The following is a 22403-nucleotide window of genomic DNA, read 5'->3' on the forward strand; positions in this document are numbered from 1 at the left end:
ACCGGTAACAAAAGTGTTACAATTCAGTTACAGTTTTAAATGACGAGGAGGAATTCCATTGGCAAGCGAGAATATTCCTCTTTCCTATAAAGGGCACCCCCTGCGTCGGAAAGACAACCTGATTTATTACGGCACCATGGCCGAGAAATACATTGTTATGCTGCGGATCCTGTCCACCAAGAAGGTGGACGGCCTGGAGATGGCCGACAAAGTGGACGTTCAGCTCCAGCTCACCGACCCCGACCTGAAGAGCCGGGACCGGGTGGTCAAGAAGAGCGAGAAGGACAGCCTGTATTCCGCCATGGACGTGGCGTCTGTGTGGCTGGAACGGGCTCTGAGCTCCAAGTAACAAACCTGCCGCTTTACACAAGCTGCATCAGTAGAGAAAGGAAGGAACTCCGACATGCACTTTAATAAGACCTTTGCCGCCCGTATCCTTGCGGGCTTGATGATCGCCAGCACCATGGCTGTTCCCGCCATGGCCGTCAGCGGGACCGTGAACTCCGGCAACACCACCCTGAACCTGCGGGAGGGGGCCAACACCGAGAGCAAGGTCCTGGCTGATCTGCAAAACGGCAGCAAGGTCGAAGTGCTTGCCACCGCCGAGAACGGCTGGTATCAGATCGCCGTGGACGGTCTGACCGGCTTCGCCTTTGGCGAGTATCTCATTCTGGACGGGGCGGAGAACGCCGTCACCGCAGCCGCCTCCAGCTCCCCCGTAGAGGCCGCTGCCGCTGCGGAAGAGGTGGCCCAGGCCGCCGAGAGCGCCGTGCAGGCCACCCGCTATGGCCAGGTCATTGCCTCCAGCCTGTACATCCGCACCGGCGCCGGGACCAACTATGACAAGGCTGGCAGCCTGAAGAACGGCGCCATCGTCACCATCACCGGCGAGACCAACGGCTGGTACAAGATCAGTTCCGGCTATGTGAGCTCTGACTACGTGTCCATCGTGGACGAGGCCACCGCCAAGGCCGCTCAGGCCGCCGCCGCCAACACCTCCAACGGCCAGAAAATGGCCGAGTTCGCCCTGAAGTATGTGGGTTACCCCTACGTCTATGGCGGCAGCAGCCCCAAGGGCTTTGACTGCTCCGGCTTTGTGAAGTATGTGTGCAACCAGTTCGGTTACAACGTCAACCGCACCGCCTCCGCTCAGATGGACAACGGCACCTCCGTCTCCCGGGACCAGCTTCAGCCCGGCGACCTGGTGTTCTTCCGCAAGTCCGGTAGCTCCAGCCGCGCCTCTCACGTGGGCATCTATGTGGGCGGCGGCAAGTTCGTCCACGCCTCCACCTCTAAGGTGGGCGTCATCGTCAGCGGCATGAACGAGGCCTATTATACCTCCGGCTTCGTGGGCGCCCGCCGCCTGGGCTGAGTTCCCCAACATTAAAGTGCATACATATAAACGCCCTGCTTCTGAAACGAGAAGCGGGGCGTTTTCGTGTCTATATGTCAGCCTGTTAGGGATAAAAGAGCTAAAAGCGGCATAGGCTTTTATCGGTGATGAAATGGTGAGACGGGTTTTACGCGTTTTGCCCTGGGTGGTGCTGACGGAGGGCGTGGGCGGGCTGTCTGCCTGGCTGACCCGGGATGGCATGGCGGAGCTTGACGCCCTGCGCCAGCCGCCCCTGACCCCGCCCAGGGCGGTCTTCCCAGTGGTGTGGGCGGCGCTGTATGCCCTGATGGGCTGGGGCGCCGCCCGGGTGGCCGCAGCGGCGTCGGGACGGGCGCGAGCGAGGGCGCTGACCGCCTTCTTCTGCCAGCTGGGGGCCAACGCCCTGTGGACCGTCCTGTTCTTCGGCCTGGGCTGGCGGGGCACGGCGCTGCTGTGGCTGGTCATCCTGTGGGAACTGATCCTGTGGATGCTCCGGGCCTTTTCACAGGTGGACCCCCTGGCCGGGCGGCTCCAGCTGCCCTATCTGCTGTGGGTGACCTTTGCGGGGTATCTGAATCTGGGAATATGGTGGCTGAATCGGTAAAAAAGCGGACCGCTGCGGGTAGATCGCAGCGGTCCGTTGTTTCGTTGGCGCTGATTTTAGTTGGCCCGGAAGGCCGGGTCGGGGTTTTCCAGCCGGGCGTAGGCGTGTTTCCTGGCGACCAGGAAGAAGATAAGGTGGGCCAGGCCGGTGATGGTCCAGGTGACGGGATAGGAAAAATAGAGGGTGGCAGGGCTGTGGAACAGGGGGAAGACGGTGGCCACCCACACCAGCCGCAGGCCGCAGGCCCCCACCAGGGAGACCACCATGGGGATGACGGAATAGCCGATGCCCCGCAGGCCGCCCACCATGGTGTCCATAAAGCCGCCCAACAGATAGGGACAGCAGATGAAGCTCATGCGGATCAGGGCCTGACGGATGACCTCCTCCTCGCCGGGGGCGTAGATGCTGACCAGGGGGCGGCCAAAGAGATAGGCCAGGTTGCCCAGCACCAGGCCGGTGGTCATGGAGAAGGTGACGCACAGGAACAGCGTTTTATCTACCCGCTTGCACTTGGCCGCGCCGTAGTTCTGGCCGCAGAAGGTGAGGGCTGTCTGGTAGAAGGAGTTCATGGCGGCGTAGACAAAGTTCTCGATGTTGGAGGAGGCGGCGGAGCCGGCCACCAGGGCCGCGTCGTTAAACGAATTCAGGGAGGACTGGATGACCACGTTGGACAGGGAGAACACGATGCCCTGGAACCCGGCGGGCAGGCCCACCTGAAGGATGCGCCGGACCACGGACCACTCCAGCCGCAGCTTGCGCAGCTCCAGATGGAGGGGACCCGTCTCGCCCATGAGACAGCGGAGGACCAGGGCGGCGGAGATGTACTGAGAGATGATGGTGGCCAGAGCCACGCCGCCCACGTCCATGCCCAGGCCGATGACGAAGCACAGGTTCAGGACCACGTTGACGATGCCAGCCGCCGTGAGGAAGTACAGGGGCCGCTGGGTGTCCCCCTGGGCGCGAAGGATGGCCGCGCCGAAGTTATAGAGCATGTTGGCAGGCATCCCCAAAAAGTAGATGCGCAGATAGACGGTGGCCAGGTCGATGACGTCGGTGGGGGAGCTCATCCACTCCAGCAGCTGGCGGACCATAATAACGCCGAACACGGCCATGCCGACGCCGCTGATGAGGGCCAGGGTGATGGAGGTGTGGACGCTGCGGCTGACGTTGTCGTGCCGCCCGGCCCCCAGATCCCGGGCCACCACCACGTTGGTGCCCACGGACAGGCCCACGAACAGGTTGATCATCAGGTTGATCAGGGCGGAGTTGGAACCAACCGCCGCCAGGGCCTCCTTGCCCGCATAGCGGCCCACCACCACCACGTCGGCGGCATTGAACAGCAGCTGAAGGATGCTGGAGGCCATGAGAGGCAGGGCAAAGAGAAGGATCTTGTTCCACAGCGGGCCATTGCACATATCAATATGATGTTGTCGGCGGATCATAGCGAGAAAATCACCTCTTCCGGGGATCTGGGCGGGGAGTTTAGCCGATCCCGCCCAGAGCAAAGCCCAGGATCAGAACAAGAATGGTCAGGGGCACATAGACATAGCGGCCCACTGCGCCGAAGGCGGCGCTGATGGGCTTTTTCCGGCCCAGCTGGAGCTCCTGCCGCAGCTTGGGCCAGCCCAGCACATAATAGACGGACACCGCGCCCATCACTGCGCCGATGGGGACCACGCCGATGGTGATAAAGTCCATCCACTGGCCCACGTTGGGCTCCGCCTCCAAAAAGAGGCCCACGCCCAGCGTGATGGCGGAGCACAGTAAAACGGCCAGCTTGCGATTTAAATTGAAGTGGCTCTGCCAGCTCTCCACCACCGCCTCGAACATGTTGATGAGGGAGGTGATGCCCGCAAAGAACACGGACAGGAAGAAGAACACGGCAAACAGCTGGCCCATGGGCATCTGCTGGAACACGGCGGGCAGCGTGAGGAACATCAAAGAGGGGCCCCGGGCCACGTCCAGCCCATAGGCGAACACGGCGGGGATGATGGCCACGGCGGAGAGCATGGCGGCCAGCGTGTCGAAAAAGGCGGTGCGGAGGGAAGCACCGGGGATGTCCGCATCCTTTTTCAGATAGGCCCCGTAGACGATCATGCCGGAGCCGGTGATGGACAGGGAGAAGAATGCCTGGCCCATGGCCATGATCCAGGTCTCGGCCCGCAGCAGCTGCTCCCAGTGGGGGACGAACAGGAAGCGATAGCCCTCGCCGGCTCCGGGCAGAGTGAACACCCAGGCGGCCAGCACAAGAAACAGCAGGAAAAACAGGGGCATGAGCACCTTGCTCACCCGCTCGATGCCGGCGGACACGCCGAAAATGAGCACCAGACAGACCACGGCCACCACCACGGTATGCCATATGGGGTTGCCAAAGCTGGAGGCGGCGGCCTGGAAGAAGGGGGCGGGATCGGCGCTCATCAGCTGACCGGAGACGAAACCGGCCAGGCTGTTGAGTACCCAGCCCAGGATCACCGCATAACCGATGGCGATGCCCAGCGAGCCCATCAGGGGCAGCCAGCTGAGTGCGCCGCCCAGCTTTTTCTTTCCCCGAGCGGCAAAGCAGTATTCATAGGCCCCGATGGTGCCCGTTCCGGCCAGTCGGCCGATGCCGAACTCGGCGGACAGGCCCACCCAGCCGAAGAGAAGGACGAAGAACAGATAGGGGATGAGGAAGGCTGCGCCGCCATACTGTCCCAGACGGTAGGGGAACATCCAGATGTTGCCCAGGCCCACGGCGGAGCCTACGCAGGCGATGATAAACCCGAAGGACGAGCCGAAGCCGCCGTTGCGGTGGCCGGAATGTGAAGTTGGTTCAGACATGATAAGAAACCTCCGTTTGGTCGTATTTGGGGGAGTGCCCGGTCAGCCCTTGGCGGGGAGGATCTCAATCCAATAGCCGTCGGGATCAGAGATGAAATAGATACCCATGGCGGGGTTCTCAAAGCAGATACAGCCCATAGCCTTGTGCTTTTCATACATGGCCTGAAAATCGTCGGCGGTGAAGGCCAGATGGAACTCGCACTCGCCCAAATTATAGGGCTCTTTCCGATCCCGCAGCCAGGTCAGCTCCAGCTGAAAGGGGCTGCCTGTGGCGTCGGCCAGATAGACCAGCTTGAAGGACTGGTCCGCCGCCTCCTTCTCCCGCACGGGGGTCAGGCCCAGGGCCTGCTTGTAAAAGGCCAGGCTGCGGTCTAAGTCCAGGACGTTGAAATTGAAATGATTGAATCGAAGCATACATGATCTCCTTACTCAGCGGCGTCACCGTATGATATTTGACTATGCTTATTATATCGAAGGTGTGGAAAAAAAGCAATGAAAACCGGTCAAAACAGACAAAAGGCGACGGAGGACCGGCAGCAAAGGTCCTCCGTCGCGGGGATTCAGATCAAATTAGAAGGGGCGATCACAGAGATCAGCCGGTGAAGCCATGGACAAAGAACTTGATGAAGGCGATGGTCTGGGGCTGATAGATGATGTCCACCAGGAAGGCGCCCACGATGGGCACCACCATGAAGGCCCGGCGGGACATGCCATACTTCTCGGTGACGGCGGTCATGTTCACGATGGCGGAGGGAGTGGCACCCAGGCCGTGGCCGCACAGACCGGCGCACATGACGGCGGCGTCATAGTTCCGGCCCAGGACGCGGAACACCACGAAGTTGGCCACCAGGATCATGAAGATCACCTGGCACACCACGACCAGCAGCACGCCGCCCACCAGACCGGCCAGCTCCCACAGCTTCAGGGTCATCAGGGCCAGGCCTAAGTACAGGTTCAGCATTACGTCGCCGATGCCGTCCACCAGGGAGAAGCTGAAGTTGTACAGGTGGAAGCGGTCATTCAGGTTGCGGACGATGACGGCCACGAACATAGCACCCACATAGGTGGGGAAGCTCATGTCGATCAGCTGGCCGATCTTGCCGGAGATAACGGTGCCCACGGCCATGCAGACCAGGATGACCACCACGTTCTTGATGACGTCCAGGCCGGTGAGCTTGGCGCCGCTGGCGGCGTTGACGCTCTCGATGTCGTCGTAATTCTCGTTGTTCTCCTCGGGCTTCAGGTCATACTTGACGATCAGCCGGCGGCCCACGGGGCCGCCGATGAGCACGGCGCTGATCAGGCCGAAGGTGGCGGCGGCAGCGCCCACCAGCTGGCCCTGGTCATAGCCCATCTTCACAAAGGTGCTGCCATAGGACAGAGCCGCGCCGTGTCCGCCGATCATGGAGATGGCGCTGGACAGCAGGGCATAGGGGGCGGGCAGGCCCACCGCAGTGCCCACGGCGATGCCGATGACGTTCTGGAAGATGGAGATGATGCCGGCGGTGAGCCAATAGATAATCAGCAGCACGCCGCCCTTTTTCAACAGGGAGAAGCTGGCGCCCAGGCCCACGGTGGTGAAGAAGGCCAGCATAAAGGGATCCTGGAAGGTGTTGGTGAAGTTGAAGGTGAAGGTGTTGGTGGAATATCCGGCCCAGGTGATGAACATGAACAGGAAGCCGCCCACCACGGGGGCGGGGATGCAGTATTTATCTAAGAGCGTGACCTTTTTCTTGATCCAGAAACCGATCAGCAGCAGGATACCAGCCATGGCCGTGGTCATGACGGTGTCGGTGCTGATGGTCAGGATATTGTCAACCGTTTCGAATGTCATGTTGAAATTCCTCCTCAATAACAGCGTGTTTTTGCGCGGTCTTGCCTGCCTTTGCGTCCTCCACCGGTGCTGCCAGCCTATGTATCAAAAGCATATGACTCCGGGGCGCACAAAAGCACTCTCCTTTGGGATTTTATTTTGCAGGAAAGGCGTCCTCTCCCACTTAAAATCCTTAGATTAAGTATAGCTGTTTTTTTTTCTTTTTTCAAGTGGGGGCGCGAAGGAGGGCGAGAAATGCAAGTCGCGGATCATAAGAGGGGAAGATATACCTCTTGACATCTGCACGGAGGAAAACAGAGAAAAACAAAGGGCAGCGCCCGGGCCGTCTGGCGGACGGTCCGGGCGCTGCTGGTCAGATCAAAGAGGGAGATAAGAGAGATTTTTGTGTGATGTGTTACTTGTTGTCGTTCTCGTGGAGCTTTTTGCCCGCGTGGGCGATGACCTGGAGCATGGTCAGGGCGGCCAGCCGCTCGGTGCAGCCGGTGGGATCATAGGTGGGGGCGACCTCCACCAGGTCCATGGCCACCACCTTGCCGGTCTGGCAGATGGCCTTCAGCATGTCCATGCTCTCGTCATAGGTGATGCCGCCGGGCAGGGGGGAGGCGGCGCCGGGGGCCAGAGGCATGTCATAGCCGTCGATGTCGAAGGTGATGTAATAGGCCTCGGCGTCGGGGATTTGGTCCAGCACCCACTGCACGCCGTTGGCGTGGAGCTGGCGGGCGGAGATCAGCTTGCTGCCATAGGCCCGGGCGTCGTCATAGTCGCTCTTCTTGCCGCTGCCCATGCCGCGCAGACCGATCTGCACCATTTCACCGATGTGGTCCATCTCAGACATGCGGCGCATGGGGCTGCCGTTGCCCTGGACCAGGGGACCCACGTGGCTGGTCCAGTCCAGGTGGGCGTCGAACTGGATGACGCAGATCTTCTTGCCATACTCCTCCAGGGCCCGGCCCACGGGGATGCTGATGGAGTGGTCGCCGCCCATGACGATGGGGATGGAACCGGCGCGGATGATGCGGCGGACGGCCCGCTCGATGCACTGGAAGGAGTAGTCCCGGTCACCCTGAAGCACGTCGGCGTCGCCGCAGTCGGCGATGGTGATGGGGGCGGCCAGCATCTGCTCGTCGGCCTCGTAATCATAATAGCCCACGTTGCCCCGGCCATACTGGGTGGAGGCCTCGCGGATACGGCGGGGACCCATGCGGGCGCCGCTGAGGAAGCCCACGCCCATGTCGAAGGGCACGCCCAGCACGCCGAAGTCGGCCTTCAGTTCGTCCAGATCCAGACAGATGGGATAGCGGCCAAAGGAACAAATGCCCGTGATGGGCTGGCTGATGAGTTCAGGACGCATGATAAATGACCCCTTTCAAAATTCTAAAATTCCTGTTTTTCACACCGAAATACGTTTCCGTTCCCCGACGGGCCCTGTTTGGCATCCGGCCCCGTCGGCGCTGCTTTGTTTATCGTTTATGCCCAAATTATACTCAAAACGCCGCCCCTTTTCAATCGCTTTTACAAAGTCAGGAGGATTTTTTGGGAAAGAAAACAAGATTCTTTTTCGGCCAACGCTTAACGATTTTAAAACCGGCCCTTTCCGGGCACACAGAAAGCTCTTTACAACGGGGGCGAGATACCGTAAAGTGAAGGAGAGATATTTTTTCCCTGCATCTGCGCTTAGCGGGTGCGGAATGAGACAAGGCGAGAAAGGAACAAAAAACATGGCAAGCAAACAGACGAAATTTGTAACGCCGGAGGAGGCCGCCGGGGCGGTGCGGTCCGGCGACTGGGTGGATTATGGCTTTGGCGCGGGCTTTCCCGAGCTGGTGGACCGGGCCCTGGCTGCCCGGAAGGGCCAGGTGAAGGACGTGAAGGTCCGGGGCGGCCTGGTCATCCGCCCCCGCATCGAGATCGTGGAGCAGGACCCGGAGCGGGAGAGCTTCTCCTATTACAGCTGGCACATCGGCGACTATGAGCGCAAGCTGCAAAAGCGGGGGCTGGTGACCTTTTTGCCGGTGGTGCTGCGCTCCCTGCCCTATCTCTATCGGGATGGGCACATCCGCTGCGACGTGGCGGTGGTCCCCGTGTCCCGGCCCGACGGGGAGGGCTATTGCGGCCTGGGCATCTCCAACTACGCCTGGCGGACCATTTTCGAAAGCGCCCGCACGGTGATCTTCGAGATCAACGAGCACTATCCCTGTCTCCAGGGGGTGGACGGCTCCCACCGGGTCCATCTCAGCGAGGCGGACTTTGTGGTGGAGGGGGTCCACGAGCCGCTGCCCCAGCGGTCCTATCGGGAGCCCAGCGCCACGGACATGGAGATCGCCCGCCGGGTGGTGGAGCTGATCCCCGACGGGGCGGTGCTGTCCCTGGGCGTGGGCGGCGTGCCCTACACCGTGGCCAAAATGCTGGCCCAGTCGGACAAGAAGGACCTGGGCTGCCACACCGGCACCATCAGCGACCCGTTTCTGGAACTCTACAAGGCGGGCAAGCTGACCAACGCCCGAAAGGAGCTGGACGCTGGGCTGTCCGCCTGGAACCTGGCCATGGGCAGCCAGGAGCTGTATGACTGGCTTGCCGCCGAGCCGGGCCTGTTCCACCCCGGGGACCTGGACTACATCCACTCGGTGGACCGCATCAGCCGCCTGAGCAACGTCATCAGCATCAACGGCGGCGTGCAGCTGGACCTGATGGGCCAGGAGAACGCGGAGAGCGCCGGGTCCCGCCAGCTGTCCGGAATCGGCGGGCAGATGGACTTTCTGGAGGGGGCCTTCCGCTCCAAGGGCGGCAAGGGCTTCATCTGCATCAACTCCTCCCGGGTGACCAAGGAGGGGGAGCGCAAGTCCAACATCCTCCCCGCCATCCCCGCGGGCAGCACGGTGAGCGCCCCCCGGACCATGATCCAGTATGTGGCCACGGAGTATGGCGTGGTCAGCCTGCCCGGCAAGTCCCTGCGGGAGCGGGCCGAGGCCATGGCCTCCATCGCCCACCCAGACTTCCGGGAGGAGCTGCTGCGGTACGCCCACGAGCACTTCTAAGTAATAGAGAAGAGAAAGACGCGGACGGCCCAGACACACATTTATATAAAATAGTATAAATCTCGGGAAAGCTGGAAAAAATCCTTGCATTGCGGGGAAAGCTATGGTAGAATATCAAAGCATTATGCGTGGGAGTGTGGATTTTTCGCCCGGTGCCCGGCTTGCCGGGTTGGCGGGAAATATGAAGCCCCCAGAAGAATTCAACTGAAATTTAGGAGGAAATAATCATGGCAGTCGTATCTATGAAGCAGCTGCTGGAGGCCGGCGTTCACTTCGGCCACCAGACCCGTCGGTGGAACCCCAAGATGGCCACCTACATTTACACCGAGCGCAACGGTATCTATATCATCGACCTGCAGAAGACCGTGAAGAAGCTGGAGGAGGCCTATAACTTCGTCCGCGAGCTGGGCGAGAAGGGCGAGACCATCCTGTTCGTCGGCACCAAGAAGCAGGCCCAGGAGGCCATCAAGGAAGAGGCCAGCCGCGTGGGCATGTACTGGGTGAACGCCCGTTGGCTGGGCGGTATGCTGACCAACTTCAAGACCATGCGCGGCCGCGTGGACCGTCTGAACCAGCTGAAGAAGATGCAGGAGGACGGCACCTTCGACATGCTGCCCAAGAAGGAAGTCATGAAGCACATGGGCGAGATCGCCAAGCTGGAGAAGTATCTGGGCGGCGTGACCGAGATGAAGAAGCTGCCCGGCGCCCTGTTCGTCGTTGACCCCCGCAAGGAGCGCAACGCCATCAACGAGGCCCGCAAGCTGAACATCCCCATCGTAGCCATCGTGGACACCAACTGCGACCCCGACGAGATCGACTATGTCATCCCCGGCAACGACGACGCCATCCGCGCCATCAAGCTGATCTCCTCTGTCATGGCCAACGCCATCCAGGAGGGCAAGCAGGGCCAGGACGAGGCCGCCGCTCCCGCCGAGGAGACCGCTGAGTAATTTTTCCCGGCACACATCTGATCTGTGAAACCAAGGTGCGCCCGCCCGTGCGCGGGCCGGGCGCGCCTTTTTTAAAACCAAAATAACGGAGGTAATGTGATTATGGCGATCACTGCGAAAGACGTACAGGCCCTGCGCGAAATGACCGGCGTGGGCATGATGGACTGCAAGAAGGCCCTGACTGAGGCCGAGGGCAACATGGACAAGGCCGTGGAGATCCTCCGCGAGAAGGGTCTGGCCGCCTCTCAGAAGAAGGCTGGCCGCATCGCCGCCGAGGGTATGGCTTATGCCGCCGTTGTGGACGGCGTGGGCGTGGTGGTCGAGGTCAACGCCGAGACCGACTTCGTGGGCAAGAACGAGAAGTTCGTGGACTTCGTCAAGGGCGTGGCCGCCGTTGTGGCCAAGGTCCAGCCCGCCGACCTGGAGGCCCTGATGGCCGCCGACTTCGGCAACGGCCGCACCGTGCAGGAGGAGCAGCAGGAGATGGTCCTGGTCATCGGCGAGAACATCAAGATCCGCCGCTTCGCCTTCTTTGTGGACGGCGTCTCCGTGCCCTATATCCACGCCGGCGGCAAGATCGGCGTGCTGGTCAACCTGGACACCGACCTGGCCCCCGAGCAGGTCGCTGAGGTGGGCAAGGACATGGCCATGCAGATCGCGGCTCTGAATCCCCGCTTCCTGGACAAGTCCGAGGTGGACGAGGCCACTCTGGAGGAGGAGAAGAAGATCCTGCTGGTCCAGATGGAGAACGACCCCAAGATGGCTGCCAAGCCCGACAAGGTGAAGCAGGGCATCGTCACCGGCAAGCTGCGCAAGTTCTATGAGGAGAACTGCCTGCTGCAGCAGGAGTTCGTGAAGGACAACTCCATGAGCGTGGAGCAGTATGTGGCCAAGGTGGCCAAGGAGCAGGGCGGCTCCATCAAGCTGAAGGCCGCTGTCCGCTTCGAGAAGGGCGAGGGCATCGAGAAGAAGCAGGAGAACTTCGCCAAGGAGATCGCCAAGCAGCTGGCCAAGTAATTTGCCCCCTGTTTGCAGCATCTTTTCTGAATACAGCAAGACCGCCGCGTGGAGATTTCCATGCGGCGGTCTTTTGTCATAACAGGGAGAGAAAGGAGTTCACGCCTCCAGCGCTTCAAAAGCCTCCAGCAGCCGGGCAGGACCCTGGGTCCACATGCCGGTGTCCAGGTCATAGAGGGCGTCGTACACCGGGGAGGAGATGAGCTGGATCAGGGCCTGCTCTGTGGGGATGTTTCGCTTCTCCGCAAGCAGTTCCACCGCCATGCGCAGGGTCTCTCCCGCCAGATGCTCCTTGGCACCGGTGGTGGTCCGGGACGCCTGCTTGACCACCGGCTGCAGGCTGTCCAGGGCCCGCTGGGTGGCAAAGCAGTACAGGTCGGGCAGCGTCCTGGGCGGGAGGAGGTTCTGGATGGACTGGGCCAACTTCTGGTCGTCGTGTTGCTCCCAGGGGTCCAGAGCGCCGATCATGTTGACGTTGATGATACGGTCCATGTCCTCGTCCGGGAGCTTGCTGGCGAGGATGTCGTGATCGGAAGGAAAGGGCTGCCCCGCCCGGCCCGCGGACATCCGCCGCAGCCAGGGGACGGTGAAGGGCGGGATATACAGCACGTCCAGGGTCCTGTCATCCAGCCAGTCGAAGGCGGTGACGACTCCCCGGAGGTCGGCGGGCGTCTGCCCCAGGCAAGCCGCTTTGTGGGCCGCCTGCCGGGCCAGCACCCGGGCCTGGACCAGGTCATCGGTCAGGTAAAAGCCGGGGCCCATGTCCCCGGAGGAGAAGCACAGGTCAGGCTCCAGGCGTTCCGCCGCCTGACAGCCCCAGTGATAGAGGATCATAGCGTCACCCCGTGATGGACCAGAATTTTATCCATATCGTCCAGAATGTACTCGTCACCGGACAGGCTCAGGAGGCCGTAGCACTCTGAGACGAAGCCGAACAGGTCGTGCTCCTGAAACAGCTTCAGCGCCGCCCACTTGTCCAGCTGGTGCCGAGCCATAAAGCCCCGAAACAGCTGGACCTGCATGGAGAGGATGTCCGAAGTCTGATCGTTTTCGTCTTCCAGAAAATCTTGACCTGCCATAGTAATCGCCGCCTCCTGTTGTTGGATACCCCCATTATAGGAGAAAATACACGCCTTTTCAACCTGAGTTTTTGCGCAAAAGCCCCGCCGACACTTGACACCGCCGCCGGGGGATGATAATATAATAAAACTGTAAGCGCGTAGAGCGGAAAGAGTAGCGGCTTGGTCCAAAGAACAGAGAGGGCCCTTCATCGGCTGGAAGGGGGCCTGCGGCGGCAAGGCGTGAAGTGCGTCCGGGAGCGCGGGGCGTAATGGCCCCCGGCTTGGCCCCGATAGCGGCCAGCAAAGTGAGAAATGAGAGTGGAACCGCGAGTTTTCAGTCGCCTCTTATGCCCGTGTGGGCGTAAGGGGTTTTTGTTTTTCCCGGGACAAGTCCGGGGGAGGAGAGGAAACGCAGATGTTTAAAATGCTCAACGAGACGCTGGAGGCCTATCAGCGGCGGGACCCCGCCGCCAGGTCCAAGCTGGAAATTTTGCTGCTGTACCAGGGCGTCCACGCGGTGCTGTATCACCGGGTGGCCCACTGGCTCTACTGTAAGAACTGGCGGTTTTTGGCCCGGTGCGTGTCCCAGTGGAGCCGCTTCTGGACGGGCATCGAGATTCACCCCGGGGCCAAGATCGGACGCCGCCTGGTCATCGACCACGGCATGGGCATCGTCATCGGCGAGACCGCCGAGGTGGGGGATGACTGCCTGATCTACCACGGCGTGACCCTGGGCGGCACGGGCAAGGACCAGGGCAAGCGCCACCCAACCATCGGCAACAACGTGCTCATCAGCTGCGGGGCCAAGGTATTGGGTCCCTTTAAAGTGGGGGATAATTCCCGTATCGCCGCCAACGCCGTGGTCCTCAGCGAGGTGCCCGACGACGCCACCGCCGTGGGCATCCCCGCCCAGATCGTCCGCATCGCCGGACGGACCACCCACTTCGCCGACGACGTGGACCAGACCAGCGTGGAGAATCCCACCCTGGAGAAGCTGGCCGCCCTGGCCGACCGGGTGGAGCAGCTGGAGCGCCAGCTGGCCCAGAAAGAGAACTGACCCACAACAGGGGCGACGCCCCATTACCACAGAAGAAGGAGAGAACACCATGCTTTTGTATAATTCCGCCACCCACAAGAAGGAGACCTTTCAGACCCACACCCCCGGCCACGTGGAGATGTACACCTGCGGCCCCACCGTGTACCACTTCGCCCACATCGGCAATCTGCGCTCCTATATCATGGAGGACGTGCTGGAGAAGTTCCTGCGCTACGACGGCTATGACGTGAACCGGGTGATGAACATCACCGACGTGGGCCACCTGGCCAGCGACGCGGACACCGGCGAGGACAAGATGCTCAAGGGCGCCCGCCGGGAGCACAAGACGGTGATGGAGATCGCCCAGTATTACACCGACGCCTTTTTCCAGGACTGCCGGAAGCTGAATATCAAGCGGCCCGACGTGGTCCAGCCCGCCACCGGCTGCATCGACGAGTATATCAAGATTGTCTCCGCCCTGCTGGAGAAGGGCTATGCCTATGTGGCGGGAGGCAACGTGTACTTCGACACCTCCAAGCTCAGCCGCTACTATGTCTTCAATGACCACGACGAGGAGGATCTGGCCGTGGGCGTCCGGGAGGGCGTGGAAGAGGACGTGAACAAGCGCAACAAGAACGACTTTGTCCTGTGGTTCACCAAGTCCAAGTTCGAGGACCAGGCCCTGAAGTGGGACTCCCCCTGGGGCGTGGGCTATCCCGGCTGGCACATCGAGTGCTCCGGAATCTCCATGAAGTATAACGGCGAGTATCTGGACCTGCACTGCGGCGGCATCGACAACGCCTTCCCCCACCACACCAACGAGATCGCCCAGTCCGAGAGCTATCTGGGCCACCCCTGGTGCCCCCAGTGGTTCCATGTCCACCACCTGAACACCACCACCGGCAAGATGTCCAAGTCCAAGGGGGAGTTCTTGACCGTCTCCCTGCTGGAGGAGAAGGGCTATGACCCCCTGGCCTATCGCTTCTTCTGCCTCCAGAGCCACTATCGCAAGGGCCTGGTGTTCACCTGGGAGAACCTGGATAACGCCGCCGGGGCCTATCAGAAGCTGGTGAATAAGATCGCCGCCCTGGACCCCAAGGACGGGGAGGTGGACCAGGCCGTGGTGAAGGAGTATGAGGACAAGTTCCGCCAGCAGATGGGCAACGACCTGAACACCGCCCAGGGCGTCACCGCCCTGTACGACGCCCTGAAGGCCAAGACCAACGGGGCCACCAAGCTGGCCATCCTGGGCAGCTTTGACGGGGTGCTGTCCCTGTCCCTGCTGGAGAAGGCCCAGGCCCGCCGCCAGGAGCAGGCGGAGCTGCTGGCCAAGGAGAAGGCCACCTCTCAGGGGGGCTACACCGTCACCGGCGAGGGCGACGCGGACATCGACGCCCTGGTCCTGGCCCGTGGCCAGGCCAAGAAGGCCAAGGACTTTGCCAAGGCCGATCAGCTCCGCGACCAGCTGAAGGAGATGGGCGTGGAGGTCACCGACGTCCCCGGCGGCGCGGTGTGGAAGCGCGTGTGAGTCTGAAAACAGCATAATATTTAGGATAAACTCCCTTCGTCCCCCGGCGCGCAGCCGGCAGGGCGGAGGGAGTTTTTTAAAATTCCCCTTGACAGGGCAGAATAAAAGACGTATGATAGACCCATAAATAAGAATAATTCTTATTAATAGAATTGAGGAGGAAAATTAAGATGCCTGAACTGAAGGGAAGCAAGACCGAGCAGAACCTGCGCACCGCCTTTGCCGGGGAGACCCAGGCCCGCACCAAGTATGACTACTTTGCCTCGAAGGCCAGAAAGGACGGCTATGTCCAGATCGCCAAGCTGTTTGAGGAGACGGCTGCCAACGAGAAGGAGCACGCCAAGATCTGGTTCAAGCTGCTGAACGGCATCGGCTCCACCGAGGAGAACCTGAAGTCCGCCGCCGAGGGGGAAAACTACGAGTGGACCGACATGTATGCCCACATGGCCCAGGAGGCCCGGGAGGAGGGCTTTGACCACATCGCCGACCTGTTCCAGCAGGTGGGCCAGATCGAGAAGGAGCACGAGGAGCGCTATCGCAAGCTGCTTGCCAACGTGGAGAACGGCCTGGTCTTCTCCCGGGAGGGGGACATGGTGTGGCAGTGCAGCAACTGCGGCCACATCGTGGTGGGCAAGCAGGCCCCCGAGGTCTGCCCCGTCTGCGCCCATCCCCAGGCCTATTTCCAGCTGAGAGCGGAAAATTATTAAGAGAGAATAGCAAAAACGTCCTGCCGCAGGGGCCATCTGGCTTTGCGGCAGGACGTTTTTTGTTTGGATGTCTTACAGGACCTTGGACAAAAACAGCTGGGTGCGGGCGTTCTGGGGGTGGTCGAAGAACTCCTTGGGGGTGTTCTGCTCCAGGATGTGGCCGCCGTCCATGAACAGGACCCGGCTGCCAACCTCACGGGCAAAGCCCATCTCGTGGGTGACCACCACCATGGTCATGCCCTCGTCGGCCAGCTGCTTCATGACCTCCAGCACTTCGCCCACCATCTCGGGGTCCAGGGCGGAGGTGGGCTCGTCAAACAGCATCACCTTGGGCTGCATGGCCAGGGCCCGGACGATGGCGATGCGCTGCTTCTGGCCGCCGGAGAGCTGGTTGGGATAGGCGTCCGCCTTCTCCTCCAGTCCCACCCGCCGCAGCAGGGTGGTGGCCAGGTCGTCGGCCTGGGCCTGGGCCATCAGGCCGGTGCGCACCGGGGCCAGGGTGATGTTCCTGCGGATGGTCATGTTGGGGAACAGATTGAAGTGCTGGAACACCATGCCCATCTGCTGGCGGATCTTGTTGATGTCTGCCTTGGGGTCGGTGATCTCGGTGCCCTGGAAGGTGATGGTGCCCTTGGTGGGGGTCTCCAGCAGATTCAGGCAGCGCAGGAAGGTGGATTTTCCAGAGCCGGAGGGGCCCAGCACCACCACCTTTTCGCCGGGGGCGATGTGCTCGGAGATGTCGTCCAGTACCAGGTGGTCGCCGAAGGACTTGGACAGATGTTTAACGTCGATCACTTTGACGCAGCCTCCTTTCCAGCTTGCCCTGGAGCCAGGTGAGCAGCATCACCATGACCAGGTAGATGACGGCGATGCCGAGATAGGGATACATCACATCATAGGTCTTGCTGCCCACGGCCTTGGCCGCGTAGACCAGTTCCTTGCCGCCGATGATGTTGATGAGGGCGGTGTCCTTGAACAGGGTGATGAACTCGTTGCCCAGAGCGGGCAGCACGTTCTTAAAGGCCTGGGGCACCACGATAAAGCGCATGGTGTCCAGATAGTTCAGCCCCAGGGAACGCCCGGCCTCGTTCTGGCCGGAGTCCACGCTCATCAGACCGCCCCGGAAGATCTCGGCGACATAGGCCCCGGAGTTGATGCCCAGGGTCAGGGTGCCCACCAGGGTGAACTCCCGGCTCTTGCTGAAGATGACAAAGCCCATGATCAGCAGCTGGACCATCATGGGGGTGCCCCGGATGATGGTGGTATACACTTGGCAGACGGTGTTGAGCAGACCCAGGACAGGGTTCTTGCGGCCGGGGCGCTGCTGGTCGTGGGCAGTGCGGACCACGGCCACCAAAATGCCCAGAATCACGCCCAGGATCAGGGCCATGGCGGTGATGCGCAGGGTGTTCAGCACGCCGTCGATATACAGCTGCCAGCGGCCCCCGTCCACAAAGGCCTTGTAAAAGCCCACAAAGGTCTTTTCCGCAAAGGGGAGCGTCTCTCCCCCCATGATGCGCTGGTTCAGGGAGGAATACAGTTCCGCCAGGTTCACAGACATGCTCCTTTCTGTTTGTTCTCATAGGGAAAAAGGGCGGCACAGCGCCGCCCTTTTTCTGCAAGCCGCGACGGATTTAGTTCGCGGAGATGTACTTGTCCACGATGGACTGGATGGTGCCGTCAGCGGTCAGCTCCTCCAGCGCGTCGTTGATGGCATCCAGCAGAGCGGTGTTGCCCTTGGCCACGCCGATGGCGTAGTCCTCGTTGGTGAACTCGCCGTCCAGGATCTTCAGACCGGGATTAGCGGCCACATACTCCTGAGCGGGCATGTTGTCGATGACCACGGCATCGATCTGGCCGTTCATCAGGGCCTGGACAGCGGCAGCGCCGTCATCATAGGGGGTGACGTGGTCCTCGCCGAAGCCGCCGTTCTCCACGGTGTCGGAGCAGTAGATGTAGCCGGTGGTGCCCATCTGGCAGCCGATCATGTTGGCGTTGGCCAGGTCATCCACGGTCTGGATGGGGGAGTCCTCCTTCACGATGACCACCTGCACGCCGTTGGCATAGCTGTTGGAGAAGTCCATCACAGCCTGGCGCTCCTCGGTGACGGTGACACCGGCCATGACCATGTCGCTCTTGCCGGTCTGAGCGGCCTGCAGGGCGGCATCGAAGCCCATGTCGTCCACCTGAAGCTCCAGGCCCAGCTTCTGGGCGATGGCGCCGGCCACCTCGATGTCGATGCCCTCGAAGGAGCCGTCGTCGGCCACCATCTCATAGGGAGGGAAGGAGGCGTTGGTGGACATGGTCAGCTTGCCGGGGGTGACGGTGGTAAAGGCCGCGTCGCCGTTGCTGACAGAGCCGCTGGCAGAACCGGAGACGGAACCGGCGGCAGAGCTGGAGGCGGCGGAATTGCTGCCGCCGCAGGCGGACAGGCCCAGCGCCATGACAACAGCCATGGCCATTGCAAGAATCTTTTTCATAGTAATGGGATCTTCCTTTCTTATTTCCCCGGGGCGGACCCCAGGGCGTTAGCTTGAGTATACCCCAGCAGCCTATGCACAGTCAATAGATAAATATACAAATAACCCGGAAAAACAGGGATTTTTTCGTGATACGGGAAAATCAGGGCCGGAGAAAGGGAAAGAACACAAAATGAATATACAGAAAAATATGTATATTGCTGAGGCGGGCAGCAGAAAAATTTTTCTGCCCCCTTGCTTTTTTTCGCCGGCGCGGTATGCTATTACACATGAACCCGGGCCTGGGGGCCCTGATCTCTAGGAGGAAACCATGATACAAAAAGAAAGAAAACACCCCCTGCAGTGGCTGCGGCGGGACATTGGGGAGCATCTGGACCGATATTTGGCCCGGTTGGTGTTCCTGCTGGGCCCCTGGCTGTGCCTGTGGATGGTGGAGGTGCTCAACCAGAACGATGTATTCCAGGACCTGGATGTCTGGCAGGTGGCCATGAACCTGATCTGGTACTATGCCCTGTTCTTTGTCTGCCGTCTGATCCTGGGCCGGCTGCGCCGGGCGGCAGCCTTGGGCGCGGTCCTGTCTTTCCTGGTGGGACTGCTGAACCACTATATCCTGCGCTTTCGCGGGCGCATTCTGTTCCCTGCCGACGTGGCTGGGTGGCGGACGGCGGCCAACGTGGCCGACGGCTTTGACTATTCCATGGACCAGTACATCGTCCAGGCGGCCATTCTGCTGGTGGGCTATCTGTTCCTGGTGTGGATGTGCGCCCCCCAGCGGAAGCGGGCACGGCTGCCCCTGGCGGCGTCCATCCCCCTGTGGGCGGCCATTCTGGGCTATACCTACGCCTTTTTCTTCACCGGGATGCTGCCCGCCCTGGACATCTATACCCAGCAGTGGGTCACCCAGCGCAACGGCTTTCTGCTGAACTTCACCGTGGCCCTGCGGTACAGCTCGGTGGACAAGCCCCGGGATTATTCCAAGCAGGCGGTGCTGGACCTGATGGAGCAGTACCCCACCGTGGCGGGGGACGACAGCGTCACCCATCCGGTGAACATCATCGGCATTATGGACGAGTCCTTTGCCGACTTTACCATCTTCGACAGCTTTGAGTCCTCAGAGGACCCCACGCCCTTCCTTCATTCCTTGAAGAAAAACACGATCAAGGGCTGGATGTACTCCCCCGTCACCGGCGGGGGCACGGCCAGCGTGGAGTTTGAGTATCTCACCGGCTTCTCCACCTATTTCCAACCGCCCCACACCGTGGCCTATCAGCTGTATGTGGACGAGGGGATGCCCTCCCTGGCGGCTCTGGCGGGGAGCCAGGGGTATGAGACCACCGCCTTTCACCCTTATAAGTCCTCCGGCTGGAACCGGCCCCTGGCCTATCACGACCTGGACTTTGATGACCAGATGTATGAGGAGGACGTGGTGAATCCCCAGTATATCCGCCACTATGTGTCCGACGCGTCGGACTTTCAGATGATCTTCCAGACCACCCAGCAGCAGGTGAAGTCCTTCTTCTTCAACGTGACCATGCAGAACCACAGCGGCTATGCCCAGGGGTGGAACAACCTGGAGCGGACCATCTCTCTGCCAGACAGCCTGAAGCTGGCAGACAGCAACGCCGAGCAGTATTTCGCCCTGGCCCGCCAGACGGACAACGCCCTGCGGGAGCTGATCGGCTATTACAGCCAGTGTGACGAGCCGACTATGATCGTCTTCTTCGGCGACCACCAGCCCCCCCTGAAAAACGCCTTTTACGAGCGGCTGTATGGCAAGCCCCTGGACCAGCGGACCACGGAAGAGGTGATGCGGCAGTATGCCGTGCCCTTCTTCATCTGGACCAACTACGACCTGAGCGGGGCAGAGGCGGACATGCAGACCGAGGACGTGGTCATCAGCCCCAACTATCTGGGGGTGCTCACCGCCAAGCTGGCCGGGCTGCCCCTGACGGGCTATATGAACTTTCTGGACCAGATGTATGCGGAACTGCCCGCCATCACCCCCGTGGGCTTTGTCACCCGGGATGGAGACTTCCTGTCCAAGAAGGAACTGAGCGACCAGCAGCAGGACTGGCTGGACCAATACGCCATTTTGAACTACTGCGGCATGGTGGACCTGTTCGACCAGGCCCGGCCCATGTTCTGCATGGACGAGAATTAAAACAAGGCTGCTGCCCTGACACCAGAGCAGCAGCCTTTTTGTGCGCTTTTTTGCCTTCCCACTGCCAGGGGGAAGGTGGCATGGCGAAGCCATGACGGATGAGGGTGACCATCGTGGGTGCGGTGGCCATCGCGGGCGGACACAGAGGTCCGCCCCTACATTCGATGTCGATGGTCTGGTGTAGGGGCGGATGTCCTCATCCGCCCGGACAATGACCCGACAAGCATCGACGGGCCGCTGAGGACAGCGGCCCCTACAGGCGGCCTGCGTAACACGCCGTAGGGGGCGACCTCTGTGTCGCCCCGCGTTCACCCCTTCGGCTTACTCTTAAACACCGCGGCCACCACAAACCCGAAGAAGATCGCCGCCGTGATGCCTCCTGCGGCTGCGGTGACGCCGCCGGTGAGGGCGCCCAGCAGGCCCTGCTCCGCCACCGCTTTCCGCACACCCCGGGCCAGCAGATGGCCAAAGCCGGTGAGGGGGACGGTGGCCCCGGCTCCGCCCCAGTCAGCCAGGGGCTGATAGAGACCAAAAGCGCTGAGCAGCACCCCGGCGGTGACATAGCCGGTGAGGATCTTGGCGGGGGTGAGGGCGGTGCGATCGATCAAGATCTGCCCCAGGGCGCACAGCAGCCCGCCCAGCAGAAAGGCACGAATATATTCCATAGAGCATGACTCCTTTTTAAGTTCCCTCCGGGGCGGTCAGGGCCACGGCGTGGCAGATGCCGGGGATGGACTCCCCCTGGGCGGTGGCCACGGGGGAGTGGAGGGCCCCGGTGGGGCAGAAGAGCAGGTTTTTCCACCGCCCCTCCGTCAGCCCAGTGAGGAGATAGCCGGTGAACACCGCGGCGGAACAGCCGCAGCCCGAGCCGCCGCAGTGGACGTCCTGGCGCTTCTGGTCAAAGAGGAGACAGCCGCAGTCGGTGTGGTTGTCCAGGACGATACCCCGGCGCTCCAGCAGCTCCAGCAGCAGCTGACTGCCCAGCCGCCCCAGGTCCCCGGTGACGATCAGGTCATAGAAGCCGGGGCTGCGGCCCGTGTCCTGAAGGTGGGCGGCGATGGTGTCGCAGGCGGCGGGGGCCATGGCCGCCCCCATGTTGTTGGCGTCCTTCACCCCCAAGTCGACCACCCGGCCCACGGTGACGTGGGTGATCTTTGGTCCCCTGCCGGAGCGGGACAGGATCACCGCCCCGGCGGCGGTGGCCGTCCACTGGGCGGTGGGGGTGCGCTGGCCGCCATATTCCAGGGGCGTGCGGTACTGCCGCTCGGCGGTGCAGAAGTGGGAGGAGACCACCACCCCAGCCCGCTGGCCAAAGCCGCCGTCCAACGTCATGGCCGCCAGACACAGGCCCTCCCCCAGGGTGGAGCAGGCCCCGTACAGCCCAAAATAGGGCAGACCGTGGGCTCGGGCGGCATAGGACGCGCCGATGCACTGGTTCAGCAGATCCCCGGCAAACAGCCAGTCGGGCTGGGGCGCGCCGGGGCCAGCCCGGTCCAGGGCCAGGGAGAGGGCCTGCTGCTGCATCAGCCGCTCCGCCCGCTCCCAGGAGGGCTGCCCCAGAGAGTCGTCCTGGGCCACCACGTCGAAATAAGGCCCCAGGGGGCCCGCCCCCTCCTTTTGGCCCACCACATTGGCCCAGCCCGCCAGCACCGGGGGACAGGCCAGGGCGGCGGTCTGTCCGCCCAGCTTCTTTTCCGTCATAGAGCACCACCTCGCCCAAACATTGCGGGATTAGCTTGCCCGAGACAGACGAAATTATGCCGCTTTTCAGAAATGCTGGGAAGAAAACGGCGGAATG

The 22403-nt window shown here is 61.5% G+C and carries 22 protein-coding genes; 10 read left to right on the top strand and 12 right to left on the bottom strand.

The window, feature by feature from the left end; all coding sequences use genetic code 11:
* Positions 1–58: 58 nt before the first annotated feature.
* The 3 genes from ACSAMP_RS08245 to ACSAMP_RS08255 all read left to right on the top strand — a co-directional run bounded on the left by ACSAMP_RS08245 (position 59) and on the right by ACSAMP_RS08255 (position 1976).
* A complete protein-coding gene (locus tag ACSAMP_RS08245) occupies positions 59–349 on the top strand; it encodes a hypothetical protein (protein WP_441796556.1) in 291 nt (96 codons plus the stop codon).
* A 54-nt stretch (positions 350–403) separates the two neighbouring features.
* The gene (locus ACSAMP_RS08250; protein WP_457800120.1) at positions 404–1372 is read left to right on the top strand and encodes a C40 family peptidase; all 969 of its coding nucleotides are present in this window, start codon (positions 404–406) and stop codon (positions 1370–1372) included.
* Positions 1373–1538: 166 nt separating this feature from the next.
* Entirely contained in the window at positions 1539–1976 is a 438-nt protein-coding gene (locus tag ACSAMP_RS08255; RefSeq protein WP_457800406.1) for a TspO/MBR family protein, read from the top strand.
* A gap of 56 nt (positions 1977–2032) precedes the next feature.
* Here ACSAMP_RS08255 and ACSAMP_RS08260 read toward each other — a convergent pair whose 3' ends face one another.
* The 5 genes from ACSAMP_RS08260 to ACSAMP_RS08280 form a co-directional block, all read right to left on the bottom strand.
* Positions 2033–3418: an MATE family efflux transporter gene (locus ACSAMP_RS08260; RefSeq protein ID WP_457800121.1), complete on the bottom strand. Its 1386-nt coding sequence runs from the start codon at positions 3416–3418 to the stop codon at positions 2033–2035.
* Positions 3419–3458: 40 nt separating this feature from the next.
* Positions 3459–4796 carry a sodium-dependent transporter gene (locus tag ACSAMP_RS08265; RefSeq protein WP_441796552.1) on the bottom strand — a complete coding sequence of 446 codons (1338 nt, stop codon included), beginning with the start codon at positions 4794–4796 and terminating at the stop codon, positions 3459–3461.
* 42 nt (positions 4797–4838) lie between these two features.
* The gene (locus ACSAMP_RS08270) at positions 4839–5210 is read right to left on the bottom strand and encodes a VOC family protein (protein ID WP_457800122.1); all 372 of its coding nucleotides are present in this window, start codon (positions 5208–5210) and stop codon (positions 4839–4841) included.
* 178 nt (positions 5211–5388) lie between these two features.
* Positions 5389–6630, bottom strand: a complete 1242-nt coding sequence (gltS, locus tag ACSAMP_RS08275) for a sodium/glutamate symporter (protein ID WP_457800123.1) — start codon at positions 6628–6630, stop codon at positions 5389–5391.
* A gap of 394 nt (positions 6631–7024) precedes the next feature.
* Complete coding sequence (locus ACSAMP_RS08280; RefSeq protein WP_457800124.1) at positions 7025–7981, bottom strand: agmatinase; 957 nt, start codon at positions 7979–7981, stop codon at positions 7025–7027.
* Positions 7982–8348: 367 nt separating this feature from the next.
* Between ACSAMP_RS08280 and ACSAMP_RS08285 the strand changes: the two genes are divergently transcribed.
* The 3 genes from ACSAMP_RS08285 (at position 8349) to tsf (ending at position 11632) form a co-directional block, all read left to right on the top strand.
* Positions 8349–9665: an acetyl-CoA hydrolase/transferase family protein gene (locus ACSAMP_RS08285; protein WP_457800125.1), complete on the top strand. Its 1317-nt coding sequence runs from the start codon at positions 8349–8351 to the stop codon at positions 9663–9665.
* Positions 9666–9892: 227 nt separating this feature from the next.
* A complete protein-coding gene (gene rpsB / locus ACSAMP_RS08290; protein WP_441796548.1) occupies positions 9893–10615 on the top strand; it encodes a 30S ribosomal protein S2 in 723 nt (240 codons plus the stop codon).
* Between the two features lie 102 nt (positions 10616–10717).
* Positions 10718–11632 carry a translation elongation factor Ts gene (gene tsf / locus ACSAMP_RS08295; RefSeq protein WP_457800126.1) on the top strand — a complete coding sequence of 305 codons (915 nt, stop codon included), beginning with the start codon at positions 10718–10720 and terminating at the stop codon, positions 11630–11632.
* A 99-nt stretch (positions 11633–11731) separates the two neighbouring features.
* Here tsf and ACSAMP_RS08300 read toward each other — a convergent pair whose 3' ends face one another.
* Both ACSAMP_RS08300 and ACSAMP_RS08305 read right to left on the bottom strand, forming a co-directional pair.
* Positions 11732–12466 carry a DUF3990 domain-containing protein gene (locus ACSAMP_RS08300; RefSeq protein WP_457800127.1) on the bottom strand — a complete coding sequence of 245 codons (735 nt, stop codon included), beginning with the start codon at positions 12464–12466 and terminating at the stop codon, positions 11732–11734.
* A complete protein-coding gene (locus tag ACSAMP_RS08305) occupies positions 12463–12711 on the bottom strand; it encodes a DUF3791 domain-containing protein (RefSeq protein ID WP_441796545.1) in 249 nt (82 codons plus the stop codon). The genes ACSAMP_RS08300 and ACSAMP_RS08305 overlap by 4 nt, the downstream gene beginning before the upstream one ends.
* A gap of 397 nt (positions 12712–13108) precedes the next feature.
* Between ACSAMP_RS08305 and cysE the strand changes: the two genes are divergently transcribed.
* The 3 genes from cysE to rbr all read left to right on the top strand — a co-directional run bounded on the left by cysE (position 13109) and on the right by rbr (position 15964).
* A complete protein-coding gene (cysE, locus tag ACSAMP_RS08310; RefSeq protein WP_441796544.1) occupies positions 13109–13750 on the top strand; it encodes a serine O-acetyltransferase in 642 nt (213 codons plus the stop codon).
* Positions 13751–13799: 49 nt separating this feature from the next.
* On the top strand, positions 13800–15257 hold the full coding sequence (cysS, locus tag ACSAMP_RS08315; RefSeq protein ID WP_441796543.1) for a cysteine--tRNA ligase: 1458 nt from the start codon (positions 13800–13802) through the stop codon (positions 15255–15257).
* A gap of 170 nt (positions 15258–15427) precedes the next feature.
* Positions 15428–15964, top strand: a complete 537-nt coding sequence (gene rbr / locus ACSAMP_RS08320) for a rubrerythrin (RefSeq protein WP_441796542.1) — start codon at positions 15428–15430, stop codon at positions 15962–15964.
* Between the two features lie 72 nt (positions 15965–16036).
* Here rbr and ACSAMP_RS08325 read toward each other — a convergent pair whose 3' ends face one another.
* The 3 genes from ACSAMP_RS08325 to ACSAMP_RS08335 form a co-directional block, all read right to left on the bottom strand.
* Positions 16037–16759: an amino acid ABC transporter ATP-binding protein gene (locus tag ACSAMP_RS08325; RefSeq protein ID WP_186878758.1), complete on the bottom strand. Its 723-nt coding sequence runs from the start codon at positions 16757–16759 to the stop codon at positions 16037–16039.
* Positions 16746–17477: an amino acid ABC transporter permease gene (locus ACSAMP_RS08330; RefSeq protein WP_186878863.1), complete on the bottom strand. Its 732-nt coding sequence runs from the start codon at positions 17475–17477 to the stop codon at positions 16746–16748. Before ACSAMP_RS08330 ends, ACSAMP_RS08325 begins: the two co-directional genes overlap by 14 nt.
* Before the next feature lie 121 nt (positions 17478–17598).
* Positions 17599–18444 (bottom strand): transporter substrate-binding domain-containing protein, encoded by an 846-nt coding sequence (locus tag ACSAMP_RS08335; protein WP_457800128.1) that lies wholly within the window; start codon positions 18442–18444, stop codon positions 17599–17601.
* Between the two features lie 310 nt (positions 18445–18754).
* Here ACSAMP_RS08335 and ACSAMP_RS08340 point away from each other — a divergent pair, with 310 nt between their 5' ends.
* Entirely contained in the window at positions 18755–20605 is a 1851-nt protein-coding gene (locus ACSAMP_RS08340; RefSeq protein WP_457800129.1) for an LTA synthase family protein, read from the top strand.
* Between the two features lie 308 nt (positions 20606–20913).
* Here the strand turns inward: ACSAMP_RS08340 and spoVAE are convergent, their stop codons facing one another.
* Positions 20914–21270: a stage V sporulation protein AE gene (gene spoVAE, locus ACSAMP_RS08345; RefSeq protein WP_457800130.1), complete on the bottom strand. Its 357-nt coding sequence runs from the start codon at positions 21268–21270 to the stop codon at positions 20914–20916.
* 16 nt (positions 21271–21286) lie between these two features.
* A complete protein-coding gene (spoVAD, locus tag ACSAMP_RS08350) occupies positions 21287–22306 on the bottom strand; it encodes a stage V sporulation protein AD (RefSeq protein ID WP_457800131.1) in 1020 nt (339 codons plus the stop codon).
* Positions 22307–22403: the final 97 nt, after the last annotated feature.

This window comes from Flintibacter sp. SJQ-8 (assembly GCF_054108085.1).